Origin of the sequence: Marinobacter sp. CH_CUG1437-1 (assembly GCF_037029655.1) — a bacterium.
Classification (GTDB): domain Bacteria; phylum Pseudomonadota; class Gammaproteobacteria; order Pseudomonadales; family Oleiphilaceae; genus Marinobacter; species Marinobacter salsuginis.
Genome location: NZ_JAYMEW010000008.1, coordinates 45,585 through 60,798 on the forward strand (window position 1 = coordinate 45,585; position 15,214 = coordinate 60,798).

Annotated in this window: 13 protein-coding genes; 6 read left to right on the plus strand and 7 right to left on the minus strand. The window is 58.0% G+C overall.

The features are described 5' to 3' along the window. Positions 1–12: 12 nt before the first annotated feature. The gene (gene astB / locus WA411_RS17235) at positions 13–1,353 is read left to right on the plus strand and encodes an N-succinylarginine dihydrolase (RefSeq protein WP_291908340.1); all 1,341 of its coding nucleotides are present in this window, start codon (positions 13–15) and stop codon (positions 1,351–1,353) included. A 21-nt stretch (positions 1,354–1,374) separates the two neighbouring features. On the opposite strand, the gene WA411_RS17240 is transcribed toward astB, so the two are convergent. Further along, entirely contained in the window at positions 1,375–2,010 is a 636-nt protein-coding gene (locus WA411_RS17240; protein ID WP_291908342.1) for a TetR/AcrR family transcriptional regulator, read from the minus strand. Between the two features lie 166 nt (positions 2,011–2,176). On the opposite strand from WA411_RS17240, the gene WA411_RS17245 reads away from it, so the two are divergent. Together WA411_RS17245 and WA411_RS17250 are read left to right on the plus strand one after the other, a co-directional pair. Further along, the gene (locus WA411_RS17245; protein ID WP_069181883.1) at positions 2,177–3,256 is read left to right on the plus strand and encodes an efflux RND transporter periplasmic adaptor subunit; all 1,080 of its coding nucleotides are present in this window, start codon (positions 2,177–2,179) and stop codon (positions 3,254–3,256) included. Then, positions 3,256–6,282: an efflux RND transporter permease subunit gene (locus WA411_RS17250; RefSeq protein ID WP_291908344.1), complete on the plus strand. Its 3,027-nt coding sequence runs from the start codon at positions 3,256–3,258 to the stop codon at positions 6,280–6,282. Before WA411_RS17245 ends, WA411_RS17250 begins: the two co-directional genes overlap by 1 nt. On the opposite strand, the gene astE is transcribed toward WA411_RS17250, so the two are convergent. The 6 genes from astE to WA411_RS17280 form a co-directional block, all read right to left on the minus strand. Beyond that, positions 6,248–7,300: a succinylglutamate desuccinylase gene (gene astE / locus WA411_RS17255; protein WP_291908346.1), complete on the minus strand. Its 1,053-nt coding sequence runs from the start codon at positions 7,298–7,300 to the stop codon at positions 6,248–6,250. The two genes, WA411_RS17250 and astE, sit on opposite strands and share 35 nt — an antisense overlap. 157 nt (positions 7,301–7,457) lie before the next feature. Further along, entirely contained in the window at positions 7,458–8,180 is a 723-nt protein-coding gene (locus WA411_RS17260) for an ABC transporter permease (protein ID WP_069181880.1), read from the minus strand. A gap of 3 nt (positions 8,181–8,183) precedes the next feature. Beyond that, positions 8,184–8,888 (minus strand): ABC transporter permease, encoded by a 705-nt coding sequence (locus tag WA411_RS17265; protein WP_291908349.1) that lies wholly within the window; start codon positions 8,886–8,888, stop codon positions 8,184–8,186. A gap of 51 nt (positions 8,889–8,939) precedes the next feature. Continuing rightward, positions 8,940–9,692 carry a transporter substrate-binding domain-containing protein gene (locus WA411_RS17270; RefSeq protein WP_069181878.1) on the minus strand — a complete coding sequence of 251 codons (753 nt, stop codon included), beginning with the start codon at positions 9,690–9,692 and terminating at the stop codon, positions 8,940–8,942. A 100-nt stretch (positions 9,693–9,792) separates the two neighbouring features. Further along, positions 9,793–10,563 carry an ABC transporter ATP-binding protein gene (locus WA411_RS17275; protein ID WP_064230039.1) on the minus strand — a complete coding sequence of 257 codons (771 nt, stop codon included), beginning with the start codon at positions 10,561–10,563 and terminating at the stop codon, positions 9,793–9,795. Positions 10,564–10,718: 155 nt separating this feature from the next. Then, positions 10,719–11,477: an FCD domain-containing protein gene (locus WA411_RS17280; RefSeq protein WP_069181877.1), complete on the minus strand. Its 759-nt coding sequence runs from the start codon at positions 11,475–11,477 to the stop codon at positions 10,719–10,721. Between the two features lie 343 nt (positions 11,478–11,820). Here WA411_RS17280 and dctP point away from each other — a divergent pair, with 343 nt between their 5' ends. From dctP to WA411_RS17295, 3 genes are all read left to right on the plus strand, one after another. Beyond that, the gene (dctP, locus tag WA411_RS17285; protein ID WP_209400938.1) at positions 11,821–12,870 is read left to right on the plus strand and encodes a TRAP transporter substrate-binding protein DctP; all 1,050 of its coding nucleotides are present in this window, start codon (positions 11,821–11,823) and stop codon (positions 12,868–12,870) included. A gap of 99 nt (positions 12,871–12,969) precedes the next feature. Next, positions 12,970–13,674, plus strand: coding sequence for a TRAP transporter small permease subunit (locus tag WA411_RS17290; RefSeq protein ID WP_136629968.1), 705 nt, complete (start codon positions 12,970–12,972; stop codon positions 13,672–13,674). Beyond that, a complete protein-coding gene (locus WA411_RS17295) occupies positions 13,671–15,203 on the plus strand; it encodes a TRAP transporter large permease (protein WP_291908354.1) in 1,533 nt (510 codons plus the stop codon). The genes WA411_RS17290 and WA411_RS17295 overlap by 4 nt, the downstream gene beginning before the upstream one ends. The last annotated feature ends 11 nt before the right edge of the window (positions 15,204–15,214 follow it).

Consider the following 15,214-nt stretch of genomic DNA (forward strand, 5'->3'; position numbering starts at 1 on the left):
GGACCCAGTGCCATGGTGAAACACGCGGTTGAAGCAAACTTCGATGGCCTGGTTGGCCCGACTCACAACTACGCAGGGCTGTCCTGGGGAAATGTGGCCTCCAAGTCCAATGTCAGTTCCGTCTCCAATCCCAGGGAAGCGGCATTGCAGGGCCTGGCCAAGATGAAGCGCCTGGCGGACCGGGGCTATGTGCAGGGGATTTTGCCGCCCCATGAACGCCCGCACATTCCCACCCTTCGTGCCCTGGGGTTTGAAGGGACGGATGCCCAAGTGCTGGAACAGGCGGCCAAATCCAGTCCATCGATACTGGCGGCGGTCTCGTCGGCGTCACCGATGTGGACGGCCAATGCGGCCACCGTGTCGCCGAGTGCTGACACGTCAGATCACCGCGTGCATTTCACCCCGGCCAACCTGAGCGCCAAGTTTCACCGGTCTATCGAACATACCGTGACTGGGCGTTCCCTGAAGGCCATCTTTGCTGACGAAAGCTACTTTGCCCACCATCCGGCACTGCCATCCGTGAGCCACTTTGGGGATGAGGGCGCCGCCAACCACACCCGCTTGTGCGCCGGTTACGGCGAACCCGGTGTGGAACTCTTCGTGTACGGCCAGATTGGATTCAACGAACAGGCGCCGGCACCGAAGAAATACCCGGCGCGGCAGACGCTGGAAGCCTCCCAGGCGGTGGCGCGACTGCATGGGCTCAAGGATCGTAATGTGGTCTTTGCCCAGCAGAACCCGGAGGCCATTGATGGCGGTGTTTTTCATAACGATGTGATTGCCGTCGGTAACGGCAATACCCTTTTCTACCATGACATGGCGTTCCTCGACGAAGAACAGGTGCTGGCGGATATCCGTGAGCGCCTGACTGGCGCCGAGCTGGAAGCGGTGCGGGTCAGCAGTGCCGATGTGCCACTGGACGATGCGGTGGCGTCCTACCTCTTCAACAGCCAGTTACTGAACACGCCGGATGGCATGCTGCTGGCGGTGCCCGGCGAGTGTCGGGAAGTGGCTTCTGTCAGCCGTTATCTGGATAACCTGGTGAAGTCCGGTGGGCCGATTACCTCGGTCGAAGTTTTTGACGTTAAACAGTCCATGCGCAATGGCGGTGGGCCTGCCTGTCTGCGTTTGCGAGTGGTATTGAATGACGAGGAGCTCAGGGCTATCAACCGGGGCGTGCTGCTCACTGACGAACTTTACGAGCGTCTGATCACCTGGGTTGAAGCCCACTATCGGGATGAGCTCAGCCAGGATGAGCTTGGCGATCCGATGTTGCTGGAAGAGGTCCGCAAAGCCCTGGACGAGTTAACCGGGATTATGGGCCTCGGTTCCATTTATGATTTCCAGCTCTAGAAGTTGTTGAGCCGGGGCCCGTCACGCTGAGATCGACGACGTCAGCATATCCATGGTGTGTCGGATCAACTGCTCGGCCGCAAATTCCGGGTTGCCCTCGCCCATTTCCGACTGGCAGAGCAATATCACCCCGTGCAGGGCCCCGCGCAGATACAAAGCGGTTTGAACGGGGTCGGTAATCCGGTCCCGGTTCATGGTGCCGTCCTCAAGTCCCAGCTCTATTGCCCCCACCATCAGCTCCATCAGGTCTGATTTCGAGCACAGCATTTCCTCAGCCTGGCTTTCATCGGCCTCGGCCATGGCTGTGGATGCCTTGGTCAGCGCCGAGAAGTAATCCGGTTCCTCCAGATAGAAGCGATAATAGGATTCCCCCATTGCCCGTATCTGGGCCAGACCATTGTCGGCGGTCTGTCTTGCCTCTTCGAACCGCCGGAACAGGCTGTGTCCCGCCCTGAGCATGATGCCCCGCTGTATCGCTGCCTTGTCCTTGAAGTACACGTACAGCAAGGCCCGGCTGAGACTGGCGGTTCGGGCGATGTCGTCCATGGACGTGCGCTCGTAGCCCTTCTCGGAGAACACCAGTTCGGCAGCATCCAGAATGGTGTCGTAACGGGCCTGTTTCTCTCGCTCACGGCGGGTTTTCAGCGGTTCGCTCATTCAATCATCCGGTTGGTTGGCAACAGCAGGCATAGGATACCTGAAAACGAATCAAACCCGATTATTGACAAAATGTCAAAGAATGACATGATGTCTAAATCAACCATCGGGTTTCTCCAGGGACTGGACCCCGCCAACTACACGAGCATGGATGAAAGGAAGAGTCATGACACCACTTCGAATCCCCGTCGCCATCGTTTCGCTTGCGGTTTTTTCACTGTTTCTGTCGGGCTGCAAAGCCAGTGACGTAACCCCGGAATCCGGGGAGCAGAAGGTTTCAGTGCGTGTGTCAGAGGTTACCGGCGGTGAACGCCAGGATATGCCTCTGCGGTTTTCAGGTATTGTTCGCGCCACCCAGCGCGCGACGCTGACATTCCAGGTCAGTGGCACCCTCAGGGAGCGGGTGGTGGAGCTGGGCCAGAAAGTGCAGGCCGGTGATCTTCTCGCCCGGGTCTACAACCCCGGCCTGGAGCCGGCCCGGGATTCTGCCCGGGCCCGGCTGGAAGAATTGCGGACGCAGTATCAGCAGGCCCAGCGGGAGTGGGAGCGCTCCAGACGGTTGCATGAGCGTGGCGTTGTATCCGAACAGACACTCGAGCAGCTTGCAGCGCGGCGGGACTCCCTGGAAGCCAGCGTGGCGACGGCGCGGGCGTCCCTGGCTGAAGCAACCCAGCTATTGGAAGAGAGTACACTCCGGGCGCCTTTTTCCGGGCGGGTGGAAGCGCTGCTGGTTGAACAGGATGAATTTGTTGCCGCCGGTCAGCCGGTGATGCGGCTGTCCTCTCCAGAAGGGCGCGAAGTGGAAGTGCGGGTACCCGCGTACCTGCTGGATCACGTGGAGCTGGAGCAGACGTTGCCCGTCTGGTCGGTGCAGGATCGCAGTCAGCCGCCGCAAACCGGTTCGGTGGTTGAAATTGCCCAGGCAAGCGCCATTCGCGGTGAGTTGCATCCGGTTCTGGTGAGCCTTCCGATTGACACGCTTGAGCCTGGAGCGCCCGTAGAGGTGGGGATTACCCCGGTGCGGGAATCCGCTCTCACGGTTCCGCTGCTTTCGGTGATTCGCAACGCCGAGGGCGTCAGCGTGTTTCGGGTTCGGGATAGTGTGGCCAACCGGGTTTCGGTAGAAGTCGACCGGGTTGTCGGGGAACGAGTGGTGGTTACCTCCGGTGATCTGTCTCCCGGTGATCAGGTGGTTTATGCCGGAATGACACGGCTGGCGGACGGTGATGCCGTGGAGGTGCGCTGATGACCCGTCGGCTTCTGAACTGCCAGCGCCTGCTGGGCATGGTTGTGACCATGCTCTGCCTGCTCGGTATAGCTGCTTACAGCACCATGCCGCGACAGGAGGATCCGTCTTTTCCGTACCGGGCCGGCCTGATCAGCATTAATTATCCGGGTGCCAGTGCCGAGGCTGTCGAACGTCTGGTACTCCGGCCCCTGGTGGATGAGCTGCGTCAGGTGGAGGAGGTGGATTATACGCAATCCACGGCCCGTACCGGCGTAGCCATCGTTCGTCTGCGCCTCAATGACGATATCTACGACACCGACCCCGCGTGGGACCGGGTTCGCCAGGCTATGGAGCGTGCAAAGCAGGACTTTCCGGATGACGTGGGGCGGATGGTGCTCGACGATCGCCTGATCGACATTCCCGCCATTGTCATGGCCGTGGGTGGTTCACCCTCGGTCACCGAATTGTCCGATGTTGCCGAACGGCTGAAGCAGAATCTCTCGGATCTACCCGGTGTGTCGCGGATTGAGCTGGAAGGCGATGCCGACGAACAGATTACCCTGGCCCTGGACGATGCCGCGCTCTACCGCCTTGGCATATCCCCGGCGCGGGTGCTGGACACGCTGGCGCGGCGCAACCAGACCATTCCCGGTGGCTTCGTCGTGGTGAACGGCCGCCGCCTGTCGGTGCTTCCCAACAGCGAGTTTGCCGATATCGATGCCATCCGGGCAACACCCATCGAACTTCCGGATGGCTCCCAGGTACCGTTGGCTGCGGCGGCGGATGTCTGGCGCGGGCCCGTGGAACCGAGACAGCCGGAAACCTGGTATGACGGCGAGCGGGTTGTTCTGGTCTCCATCATTATGGAAGAGGGCACCACCGATGCGATCCGTTTCGGTGAGCGGGTGCGTGAACGCATGGAGCAGATTCGCGGAGATTTCGAACCCTACGAGATCCGCGAGATGTTCTTCCAGCCAGACAAAGTACAGGAACGACTCGACAACCTGGCCTGGAGCCTGGTGCTCTCGGTGCTGATTATCGTGGCGGTGGTCTTCACCGGCATGGGCATCCGGATGGGGCTGCTGGTGGCATCGATTCTGCCCATGGTGGCCCTGATCAGTGTCGGGCTCTATGATCTTGGCGGCGGCGTGCTGCACCAGATAGCTGTGATCGGCATGGTAATCTCCCTGGGCATCCTCATCGACAACGCCATCGTGATTGTGGAAAACATCCAGGGGCATCTGGATGAGGGTATGCGCCGGCTGGATGCCCTGCGCAAAGCCGTCAGTGAACTGGCTGGCCCGCTGGGAGCCTCGACGGGCACCACACTGGCCGCCTTTGCGCCCCTGCTCCTGGCCAAAGGCGGTGCCGCTGACTTTACCCGTGGGGTGCCGGTGATGATCATGCTGACACTGTCCGTCAGCTATCTGCTCGCTATCTCTGCCGTTCCGCTGCTGGCGGCCCGATTCCTGAAACCCCGGGGCAAGGCCGGCCAGGACCGATTGATTGGCGTTGCCCGCTTCCTGGGGAGTCTGGTTTCCCGTTATCCCGGGCGACTGATTGCTGCCGGTGCCATCCTGGTGGCTATCAGTGTTGCGATGACCCCCTTTATGGCCCAGCAGTTCTTCCCGAATGCCGATCGCCCCCGGGTGATTGTTGAAGTCTATATGCCCGAGGGCACCGACCAGGCTCGCACGGCAGAGGCAACCGAAGGTCTGGAGCGAATGATCCGCTCACAGCCGGATGCGCTTGAGATTCACCGGTTCGTGGGCTTCACCGGACCTTCTTTTTATTACAACCTGCAGCGCGCGCCCCAGGCACCGAACCGGGCCCGGTTGGTCGTCACCACGCCGACGCTGGAAGACACCACCGGCATGATTCGCTGGATCCGCGCCCACGTGAAAGCCGAGATGCCGGAGCTGGATGTCACCGTGGGTATCCTCGGGCAGGGGCCCCCCAGAGCTGCCCCGGTGGAAATCCGCGTCTACCACGCTGACGACGGCTCGCGAATAGAAGCGGTGGAACAGATTTTCAGCATCCTGCGAGGTGTTGAGGGTACGGTTGACGTCCGCCACGACCTGGACATCGGCGTACCCAGCATTGCCATCAACGTGGACGACGCCACCGCGGCCCGATATGGCCTTACCCGAGCGGATGTGGCCCAGAGCCTGTACGGCCAGAGCTTTGGTGTGGTTGCTGAGCGCTATCGCCAGGAAGATGACCCCATTCCCCTGGTGCTGCGTTCCCGCGAGGGCACGGCCCTGTCACTATCGCGATTGCTGTCTGTGAATATCTACAACGACCGCGGCGACGCCGTACCCCTGTCAGCCGTGGCCACCGTGGACACCACCTGGGAACCGGCGGCCCGATACCTGCGGGATGGCGTGCGGATGAACACCGTCACCGCGAACCTGGAAACCGGCTACAGCTTCAGCCAGGCCCTGGAAGGCCTCTACGCAGGCCTTGAGAAAAACCCGTTACCGCCCGGCACCCGCATGGCCATGGGCGGCGATGCCGAAGGCTCCGGTGAAGCCAACACAGCTCTGCTCACCGCAGCCCCTATTGGCATGTTGCTGCTGCTGTTTTTCCTGCTGCTGCAGTTCAACTCCTTCCGCCGGGTCGGCATTATCCTTCTGACGGTGCCGTTGGCTACCGTTGGTATTTTCCCCGGATTGGTGCTGTCCGGCTCACCCTTCGGTTTCCAGTCTCTGCTGGGCGTGATCGCCCTGGTGGGGATCGTGGTGAACAACGCTATCGTTCTGTTGGACGTGATGGATCGGGAACTGGAGAAAGGAAGAGACATCCGCGATGCGATGCGTAACGCCGTAGAGCAGCGTACCCGACCAATCCTGCTGACCACCGCAACCACCGTGGCCGGCCTGCTGCCTTTGGCGTTCTCAAGCTCCACGCTCTGGCCACCCATGGCCTGGGCCATCATCTCCGGCCTGCTGGCCTCAACGGTGCTTACACTGCTGGTCATCCCTGCAGTCTGCACCCAACTGATCAAGGTCAGCGTGCCGGAACCTGAAAACGCCCCGGCCTGACCATCAACCCCACCCGGTGTCCCACAGGAACATCCGGGTTGGGGAAAATAATAGCCTCTGGCGCGTGCCCAACCCGATAGCTGGTCTCATCATCCTCCCAGATAACCGTGCCAGGCTGGTACTCGGTAAAGTTGGCCACATCGTCCGGAATATGGAACCGGAAGTTCTTGCCGGTATTCAGAATCTCATGAACCACCTCGAACACCGTCAGGTGATCAAAGGGTGGCTGTGGGGCAGGTGAGGGTTGCCCCTGGAATCGCCGCCGCAATGCATCCCGTATGCCGGAGAAACGACCCAGATCATTCTGCCCGAACGGCCGCACCTTACCCAGCTCCACGGTAAAACTCTCGGCTTTCAGCAGCGACGACGAAAACGACGAAAACGTAGTGCCCGCCTTATGCTGCAGCAACAGCGTCTCCACCTCCGCCTCCAGCAGAAAATCGCACTGCGCTGACGGAACCGTCCGCCCCTCAACAAACGGATACAGCGCAAACCGCTCACAGTGCGAAGGCCGAATGGCCGTGTGCAGATCGTAGTGATAAAGCGCCTGCGGATTCGCCATAGCAAACTGCCGGCAGGCCTCCTCAAGCTCCTGCGCCCGCGCAGCCTCGGCCAGCCCCTGATACTCGCTTCGCCCATGAGCGCCATCGAACAGCCGGTTCAGGTTCACCTCCATAAATCGCTTCCCGGCCACCATTGCCGGCGGATTCCCGAGAATCAGCAATACCGGACAGGCAAGCTCCCACTCGCCCTCGATCAGCTCCGAAACCAGCCCGTTCAGAACCTCAATCGGCGCCGTTTCGTTGCCATGAACACCCGCTGAAACAATGATGGCTTCGGCATTCGGATTGCTGCGGTTCGCTGGCGGGACAATGTCCAGCACACCAACAGCCTTGCGGCTGATCCGGGTGCCATCGGAGAGGAGGGTTTTCAACTCAGGGAGGTCAGCGTTGGCATTTTCCAGGGTATGAGAGAGCCAATCAGGGGAATTGCCAAATAGATCCGAGCAAGCGGTCATGGGGACTCCACGGAAAAGTCTGAGGGCGGTTGGCGGGTGTTTTCCCGGGAGTGTCTGAGGCCATGGATGGCCTCAGTCAAGCGCACATGGATGTGCTCGTAGCGTCTCCCGGGAAGACACCCGCCAACCGCCCGGCACCAAACTGGAAGCCAGGGCCTCAGCCACTAACCGGCCGCTGATGCTTCAGCAGGTGATTTTCGAGTTTGCGGAAAGCGAACACCAGGATAAAAGTCAGCGCCATATAGCAAAGCGCGACAAAGATAAACGCATCAAACGGCGCATAGAACCGCGAGTAAATGTTCCGCGCTGCCCCGGTCAGATCCACGATGGTCACCACACTGGCAATTGCACTGGCATGCAGCATAAAGATCACCTCGTTGGAATAGGCCTGCACCGCTCGCCGCGCCGCACTGGGCAACACAATCCGCCGCATCCGCATAAACCAGTTCATGCCATAGGCCTTGGCCGCTTCAATCTCGCCATTGGGCGTAGACACAATCGCGCCCCGGATAATCTCCGTGGTATAAGCCGCCGTGTTCAGCGTGAACGCCAGAAGGGCCGGGTAGAACGGCTCCCGGAAAATCTCCCACCAGAAGGTCTCCTGGATGCCGGGAATCTGCGCAATGCCGTAATAGATGATGTAAAGCTGAATCAGCAGGGGCGTACCACGGAACAGATAGGTGTAAAGCCAGACCGGACCGGACACGAACGGATTGCGAACCGTCCTCAGGATGGCCAGCGGAACCGCCACCAACAAACCGATGACCAGGGACAGGAACACCAGATGCACGGTCGTGACCATGCCATCCCAGTACTCCATCAGGGTCATGGCGGTAAAGATTTCGTTCTGGTTCAGCCACTCGGCAATGAAGTCAGGCATCTGTTAACTCCCCTGAACCACGCCGACATTGGCCCGCTTGTCGAGCCACTTGATGAACAATTCTGATCCCGCCGTCAGGGCCAGATACACTGCCGCTACTGGAATAAAGAAGTGGAACGGCATGCGCTCCGCCTTGGCAGCTTCCTCGGCCACACGAACCATATCAGTGAGTCCGATAATTGAAACCAGGGCGGTCGTCTTCAGCAGAACCTGCCAGTTGTTACCCAGGCCGGGCAGGGCATGGCGCAGCATTTGCGGCAGCATGATTCTGCGAAAGGTATGAAGCCGGGTAAAGCCGTAGGCCCGTGCCGCTTCAATCTGGCCCTTTTCAACCGCCAGGAAGGCACCCCGGAAGGTTTCGGTCATGTAGGCGCCAAAGATCAGCCCGATCGTTACAACGCCGGAGATGAACGGGTCGAACTGAAAGAAAAAGTCGATTTCGTAAGCTGCCCAGAGGTAATCCGAGAGCATATTCACTGCAACCTGGCCGCCATAATAGAACAGCAGCATCATCACAAGGTCTGGCACGCCACGAATCAGGGTGGTATAGGTGGTTGCGATACCTTTGGCTACCCGGCTTTTCGACAATTTGGCAGACGCGCCAATGAGTCCCAGGGCAACCGAGAGAGCAAGAGACAGGAAGGCCAGTTCAATGGTGACTACTGCCCCTTCCAACAGGGCCGGGCCATAGCCTTTCAGATCGAGCATGGGAGTGTCCGGTAAGCAGGGGCGGCCCTGATGGGCCACCCCTCGGCAGATTTACATCTTGATGTCGTAAGCGAAGTACTTCTGCATGATGGTGTCGTAGGTGCCATCTTCCTTCAGGGTGCGAAGGGCAGCGTTTACTTCGTCTGCAAGATCGGTGTCGCGCTGGCGCATGGCAACACCCACGCCTTGACCCAGCTTGACCGGCTCACCGACTTCCTTGAAGCCGTCTTTGGAGAGCACAGTTTCTTCACCCACCGGGTAGTCTACGAACACGACATCCAGACGCTGACCTTCCAGGTCCAGAACCATGTCATCAGCCGTGGTGTAGCGTTTGATGGTAACAACGCCGCCCATGTTTTCTGTGACGTAGGTGTCCATGGTGGTGCCACGCTGAACACCAACGGTCTTGCCTTCCATCGCGCTCATGTCAGTGACGTCAGTGTTGAAGCTCTCAGGTCCGAACCAGCCGCCCGGGGTGTTGTAGTACGGCTCGGAGAACAGAACCCGCTCTGCGCGCTCCGGCGTAATGGACATGGAAGACATGATCAGATCGAATTTACGTGCCAGCAGGCCCGGAATCATTCCGTCCCACGCCTGAATTACGAATTCGCAGTTGGCATTCATTTCCTCGCACATGGCTTCAGCCAGCTCTACTTCAAAGCCGGTCAGGTTTCCGTTCTCATCTTTGTATTCAAACGGTGCGTAGGGCACGTCGAATGCGATGCGGAGATCCCGCTCCTGGGCTTGTGCGCTACCAGCAATCAGGGCGAGGGCGCAGCTTGCTGCAAAAATCATTTTCTTCATGTGTCACTTCTCCAGTGGTTTGCCTTTTGGGCTTTATTTTTGATGGAAGTTTTTGGTTCCAACATTTTATTTCTTCACCGGTTCAAGATAGCACCGAGTGTCAGAAGTTGGGAGTCAGGAACTGTTTCATGCGTTCCGAATCCGGGTGATCAAACACTTTCTCGGGGGTACCCTGTTCCTCGATCACGCCCTGATGCAAAAACAGGACCTGACTCGACACATCCCTTGCGAATGCCATCTCGTGGGTGACCACGATCATGGTTCGGCCTTCCTCGGCCAGGCTTTGCATAACCTTCAGTACCTCACCGACCAGCTCCGGGTCCAGAGCCGAGGTGGGTTCGTCAAACAGCATGACTTCCGGTTCCATGGCCAGGGCGCGGGCAATGGCTGCGCGTTGCTGCTGACCACCGGACATCTGGGCCGGGTAGTAGTCCTTGCGTTCGTAGATACCCACCTTGTTCAGGTAGGCTTCGGCGCGCTCGATGGCTTCTTTCTTGGGAACCTTGAGCACGTGAATCGGCGCTTCAATAATGTTCTCCAGCACGGTCATGTGGGACCAGAGATTGAAGCTCTGAAACACCATGGAGAGCTTGGCACGGATCAGTTCAACCTGTTTGTTATCCGCCGGGATACGTTCGCCCTTACGGTTGGTTGTGAACCTTATTGGGTCGCCGTGCACGATAATGTCGCCGGAGGTGGGTGTTTCCAGCAGGTTGATGCAACGCAGGAAGGTACTCTTGCCGGAGCCGGAGCTGCCGATCAGGGAAACCACATCGCCTTTGCGGGTCTCCAGTGAAATACCTTTGAGCACTTCAAGCTGGTCAAAGGTTTTGTGAATGTCCCTGCAGATCAAAGGCGCTTGGTCCGCCATGGGTGACTCCTGGGGCTGTAATTCAAAGGCGCATGTTTTACGGACTGTGGATCCGGAAATCAATCCCTTAATAAGAGCGTTTTACCGAAATTCACCGCCGTTGGCTGCATGACATTGTGGTCGAATGATTGTTCAATGCAAGCTTTTTGCCATGCTCAGGTGCCGGCCCGGGAATATTCATTAGCCGCTTCCTGGTTGACTGGCAGCCGGATGAGGGTGCCGCCATCCTTCTCCATGTCTCTCATTGCCTCGCTGACAAAGCGTACATGAGCCATTGCCACCTTCTGTGCATTGGCAGCCTTTCCGGCAATGACGGCTTCATAGAGCTGCCGGTGCTGGCGGACGATTTTCTTGCGCATTTCTTCTCTTGGATTCAGGTTGGCAACCGAGGCCTGGACGGTCAACAACATCATGTTTTTCAGGCTATTGAGTACATGCACCAGAACCGGATTGTGGGAGGCCTCAACAATCGCCAGGTGAAACCCGTGGTCGAGCCGGGCATTGCTGAGGGGGTCTGTGTCTTCCAGGGCGCGGAAGGCCTTGGTGATGCGATGGCGATCAAGCCGGGTCGCCCGTTGTGCGGCGAGGTAAGCGGCCTGACCTTCCAACTGCTCCCGTACTTCCAGGAGATCGAACAGTGTTCGAGGGTGCCCCTCGAAAAGATGCATCAGCGGGCTTTGTTCCCCCAGCTCGTCTGCTCCGGGAACCATGCTCGCAACAAACGAGCCCTTGCCGTGGCGGGTTTCGATCACACCGCGACCCTGAAGCTCGTGCAAGGCCTCCCGAATGACCGCGCGGGACACACCCAGACGCGTTGCCAATTGTCGTTCGGACGGTATCTTCTGCTCGGGAGCCAGCCCACCATCGAGTATGAGGCGCTCAAGCCGGTATGAGATTTCCTGGGAGATTGCCATGTGAGTGCCTGTGCGCGCTCTCTGGTCTGACCAGTGATTGCTTCTGATTAATCATTTTTCCTTTACTGACTACTATGCGTCCGAGCCCGTTAAATATGGCTGATTCAGCGTATTTCGTCCATTTTTAATGCCTCAAAAACTGGTCAGACCAGTGCTGCCCGAACTGGACTAAACACGGATTGCCTACGAATATTCTTCTAATGTCGGCTCGAGCCGGCGTTGCTTCAACGTTGATAACAACAAAGCCAACGGAGACGTTTCGATGAATTCGAAGAATAACATCCGAACCAAATGTGACACCGGCGAGACCCCACCTCGCAGAAGTTTCCTCAAAACCGCCGCCATGGGCGCTGCTTTGGCGGGCGCAATGCTGATGGGCGCAGGCCAGGCTCAGGCTGCAACCACCTGGAAAATCCAGTCAACCTGGGACGCAGGTACCGTGGGGTACACGCTGTTCGAGGAATGGTGTAAGAGTATCGAAGCCAAGTCTGGCGGAGAGCTGAAGTTCCAGTGCTTCCCGGCCAAGGCTGTCGCCGCCGACAACAACGCACTCTTTGACGCCGTGCGTAACGGTGTTCTTCAGGGCATGAACCCGTTCACGTTGTACTGGTCAGGAAAGATTCCTGCTTCCGTGTTCCTGTCCTCCTACCCTGCAGGTCCCGACCAGCCCCACCAGTGGGACACCATGTTCTACTCCATGGGCATGCTCGAAAAGACCCGGGAAATCTACAAGAAATTCGGCCTGTTCTACGTTGGTCCTATCCAGCACGACGCCAACATCATCCACTCCAAGCAGCCGGTTAACAGCCTTGAAGATCTCAAGGGTATGAAGATCCGTGTGCCGGGTGGCATGGTGGCCGAGGTGTTCCAGCAGTTCGGCGTTTCTACGGTCAGCCTTCCGGGCTCGGATATCTTCCCGGCACTGGAGAAGGGCACCATTGACGCCGCGGACTACGTAGGCCCCGCGGTTAACTACGAACTGGGCTTCTCCCAGGTGACCGACTACATCATCTTCGGACCTCCCGGGGTCATGTCTATCTACCAGCCGGTAGACCTGATGGACCTGACGGTCAGCCTGCGCGCCTGGAACTCGATTTCCCCGGAGCTTCAGCAGCTGGTTGAAGACGAAGTACGCATCTACTCCCAGAAACACTATCTGGCCATCCAGGAGCGCAACATCGCGGCCATGGAGAAGTTCAAGGCAGAGGGTGACACGGTTACCCGCCTGAGCCAGGAAGATCTGGAAACCTGGCGGAAGGCCGCGATTCCCATCTGGTTTAACTGGGCGAACAAGAACGAGGACGCACGTGCCATCCTCGATATCCAGCTTGACTACATGATGAACGAGACGGTGGGTTACATCACGGAAGAAGACGTTGCGGACTATCAGTAAAGTCTGACCATTCAACAATAACGATAAACGGGGAAGGCAGGGTTAGCCGATTCTGGATTAACTCTCCCTTCCCCGCTCTTTGATCTAGGTGGTAACAACATGTCTGATCTGAGTGCATTTGGCTTTGTCATGCCGCACTGGTTCTACTGGGGCTGGCTTGCCGTAATGCCACTGCTCATGATGGCTTGGGACAAGTGGAGCAGCAAGCATGGCGGGGATGAGGCCGAGCCCGAGAAAACGGTTTCCGAGTTACAGTCTGAAGAAGATGATCCGCTTGCTCAGTTTGAATATGAGGGTAACTGGTTTACGAAAATCGTTGACTGGATGTGCGAGAAGTCAGGCCTTTTCGTTGCGTTCTGGACCATCAACGCAGTGCTGTTCTATTTCTTTGAAGTGGTAATGCGTTACCTCTTCAACATGCCGACGATCTGGGTGCACGAAGCCAGCTTCCTGATTTTCGGTATGCAGTACATTCTTGCCGGCGCTTTCGCGCTGTTGCATGGCGCTCACGTGCGGGTGGATGTTGTCTACAACTTCCTGCCGGTTCGCGGGCGAGTGGGCATGGATATTTTCACTTCCATGTTTTTCTTTATTTTCGCGGCGGTTCTGGCCATCACCTCCTGGACCTTCTTCCAGGATTCTCTGATGATGCAGGAGACCACTGTCGAGACCTGGGGCATTCAGTACTACCCCGTGAAAGGTGTGATGTTTGTGGGCGCAATCCTGTTGCTGCTTGCCGGTTTTTCCAAACTGCTTAAAGACATCGTTCTGTTCATTCGTCTCGGTCAGGAGCGCACATCATGAGTTCTATTACTGCAGCGCCCAACAACGGCTTGGCCGGGAAGCTGGGCACTTGGTTAATGATCATCGCCACCGTTGTGCTGGCGTTTGTCATCTGTGTTGAGTTGATCAACATTCTGTTTTACGACCCGTGGAGTGACGAGAAATTTCTCTTCAAGCTCTCGGGTAGCCTTTCCGGCGTAGAAATCGGTCCGTTGACCTATCTGATGTTCGGCTCCCTTGCCGTCGCGCTGATGATGGGTTTGCCCTTGGCTTTCGTGACCGGTGGCCTGGGTGTCATGTTCATCTATCTGGTGGGTGACGCCATGATGCTGAATATCGTCCCCGGCCGGATCTTCCCGCTGATGGCCAACCCAGACATCGCGGCGATTCCCCTGTTCATCTTCATGGCATCCATGCTTGAGCGCGCGGGCCTGATCGAAGAGATGTTCAGCGTGGTATACAAGTGGATGGGTGGCATCAGTGGCGGTCTTGCCGCTGCAACAATTGTCGCGTCAACGATTCTGGCGGCGATGGTGGGTGTTATCGGCGCTGCCGTTGTCACCATGGGCATTATTGCCCTGCCGGCCATGCTGAAGCGGCATTACGATCACAAGATTGCCATCGGCTCCATCATGGCAGGCGGCACCCTGGGTATCCTCATTCCGCCTTCGATTCTCGCTATCCTGTACGCAGTAGTGGCGCAGCAGTCGGTGGGCGAGCTTTACCTGGGTTCGCTGCTGCCGGGCTTGCTGCTCTCAGGCCTGTACCTGACCTACGTGCTGGTTCGCAGCTGGATAAACCCGAAGCTTGGGCCGCCGATTCCGCCGGAAGACCGGATCAGTCTGAAAGAGAAGGTTAAGCTGCTCGGCAACCTGATCGCGCCTCTCGCGCTGGTTGGTCTGGTTCTTGGTTTGCTGTTCGGCGGTATTGCCACGCCGGTTGAAGCCGCAGGTATCGGCTCGTTCGGTGCCATCATCGTTGCGATGATGCACAAGAAATTCTCGATCGCGGGTCTGCGTGAAGCATCTGTGACCACCGCAAAAGCATCCGCCATGGTTCTCTGGATCATGTTCGGTGCCTCGGTGTTCGTGGGCTTCTACATCCTCCAGGGTGGTCAGCAGTTCGTAACGGACGCGATTCTTGGCACCGGTATGTCTGCCTACGGCATCCTGTTCCTGTTGATGGTGCTGCTGGTTGTACTGGGTATGTTCCTTGACTGGGTTGGTATCCTGTTGCTCGCGGTACCCATCTTTATTCCGATCGTGAAAGCGCTGGAGTTCCCCGGCCTGTTCGGCTTCCCGCCGGTTGCCGGTGACGACGTGGTGCTCTGGTTCGGTGTGTTGTACCTGGTGAACATGCAGATGTCTTTCCTGAGTCCGCCGTTTGGTTACGCACTGTTCTACATCCGTGGCGTTTGTCCCCCGGAAATCTCCATGGGTACCATCTTTAAGTCATCCCTGGTGTTCCTGGCGATTCAGGCGTTCGGGCTGTTCATGTGTGTTCTGATTCCCGGCATCGTGACCTGGCTGCCAGGGCTGGTTTACGGCTAATCAAATCAAGG

What these genes read in the sequence shown, in the direction of transcription:
- astB (WP_291908340.1), top strand. Translation starts at nt 13, where the DNA reads ATGGTGAAACACGCGGTTGAAGCAAACTTCGATGGCCTGGTTGGCCCG.
- WA411_RS17240 (WP_291908342.1), bottom strand. Translation starts at nt 2,010, where the DNA reads ATGAGCGAACCGCTGAAAACCCGCCGTGAGCGAGAGAAACAGGCCCGT.
- WA411_RS17245 (WP_069181883.1), top strand. Translation starts at nt 2,177, where the DNA reads ATGACACCACTTCGAATCCCCGTCGCCATCGTTTCGCTTGCGGTTTTT.
- WA411_RS17250 (WP_291908344.1), top strand. Translation starts at nt 3,256, where the DNA reads ATGACCCGTCGGCTTCTGAACTGCCAGCGCCTGCTGGGCATGGTTGTG.
- astE (WP_291908346.1), bottom strand. Translation starts at nt 7,300, where the DNA reads ATGACCGCTTGCTCGGATCTATTTGGCAATTCCCCTGATTGGCTCTCT.
- WA411_RS17260 (WP_069181880.1), bottom strand. Translation starts at nt 8,180, where the DNA reads ATGCCTGACTTCATTGCCGAGTGGCTGAACCAGAACGAAATCTTTACC.
- WA411_RS17265 (WP_291908349.1), bottom strand. Translation starts at nt 8,888, where the DNA reads ATGCTCGATCTGAAAGGCTATGGCCCGGCCCTGTTGGAAGGGGCAGTA.
- WA411_RS17270 (WP_069181878.1), bottom strand. Translation starts at nt 9,692, where the DNA reads ATGAAGAAAATGATTTTTGCAGCAAGCTGCGCCCTCGCCCTGATTGCT.
- WA411_RS17275 (WP_064230039.1), bottom strand. Translation starts at nt 10,563, where the DNA reads ATGGCGGACCAAGCGCCTTTGATCTGCAGGGACATTCACAAAACCTTT.
- WA411_RS17280 (WP_069181877.1), bottom strand. Translation starts at nt 11,477, where the DNA reads ATGGCAATCTCCCAGGAAATCTCATACCGGCTTGAGCGCCTCATACTC.
- dctP (WP_209400938.1), top strand. Translation starts at nt 11,821, where the DNA reads ATGGGCGCTGCTTTGGCGGGCGCAATGCTGATGGGCGCAGGCCAGGCT.
- WA411_RS17290 (WP_136629968.1), top strand. Translation starts at nt 12,970, where the DNA reads ATGTCTGATCTGAGTGCATTTGGCTTTGTCATGCCGCACTGGTTCTAC.
- WA411_RS17295 (WP_291908354.1), top strand. Translation starts at nt 13,671, where the DNA reads ATGAGTTCTATTACTGCAGCGCCCAACAACGGCTTGGCCGGGAAGCTG.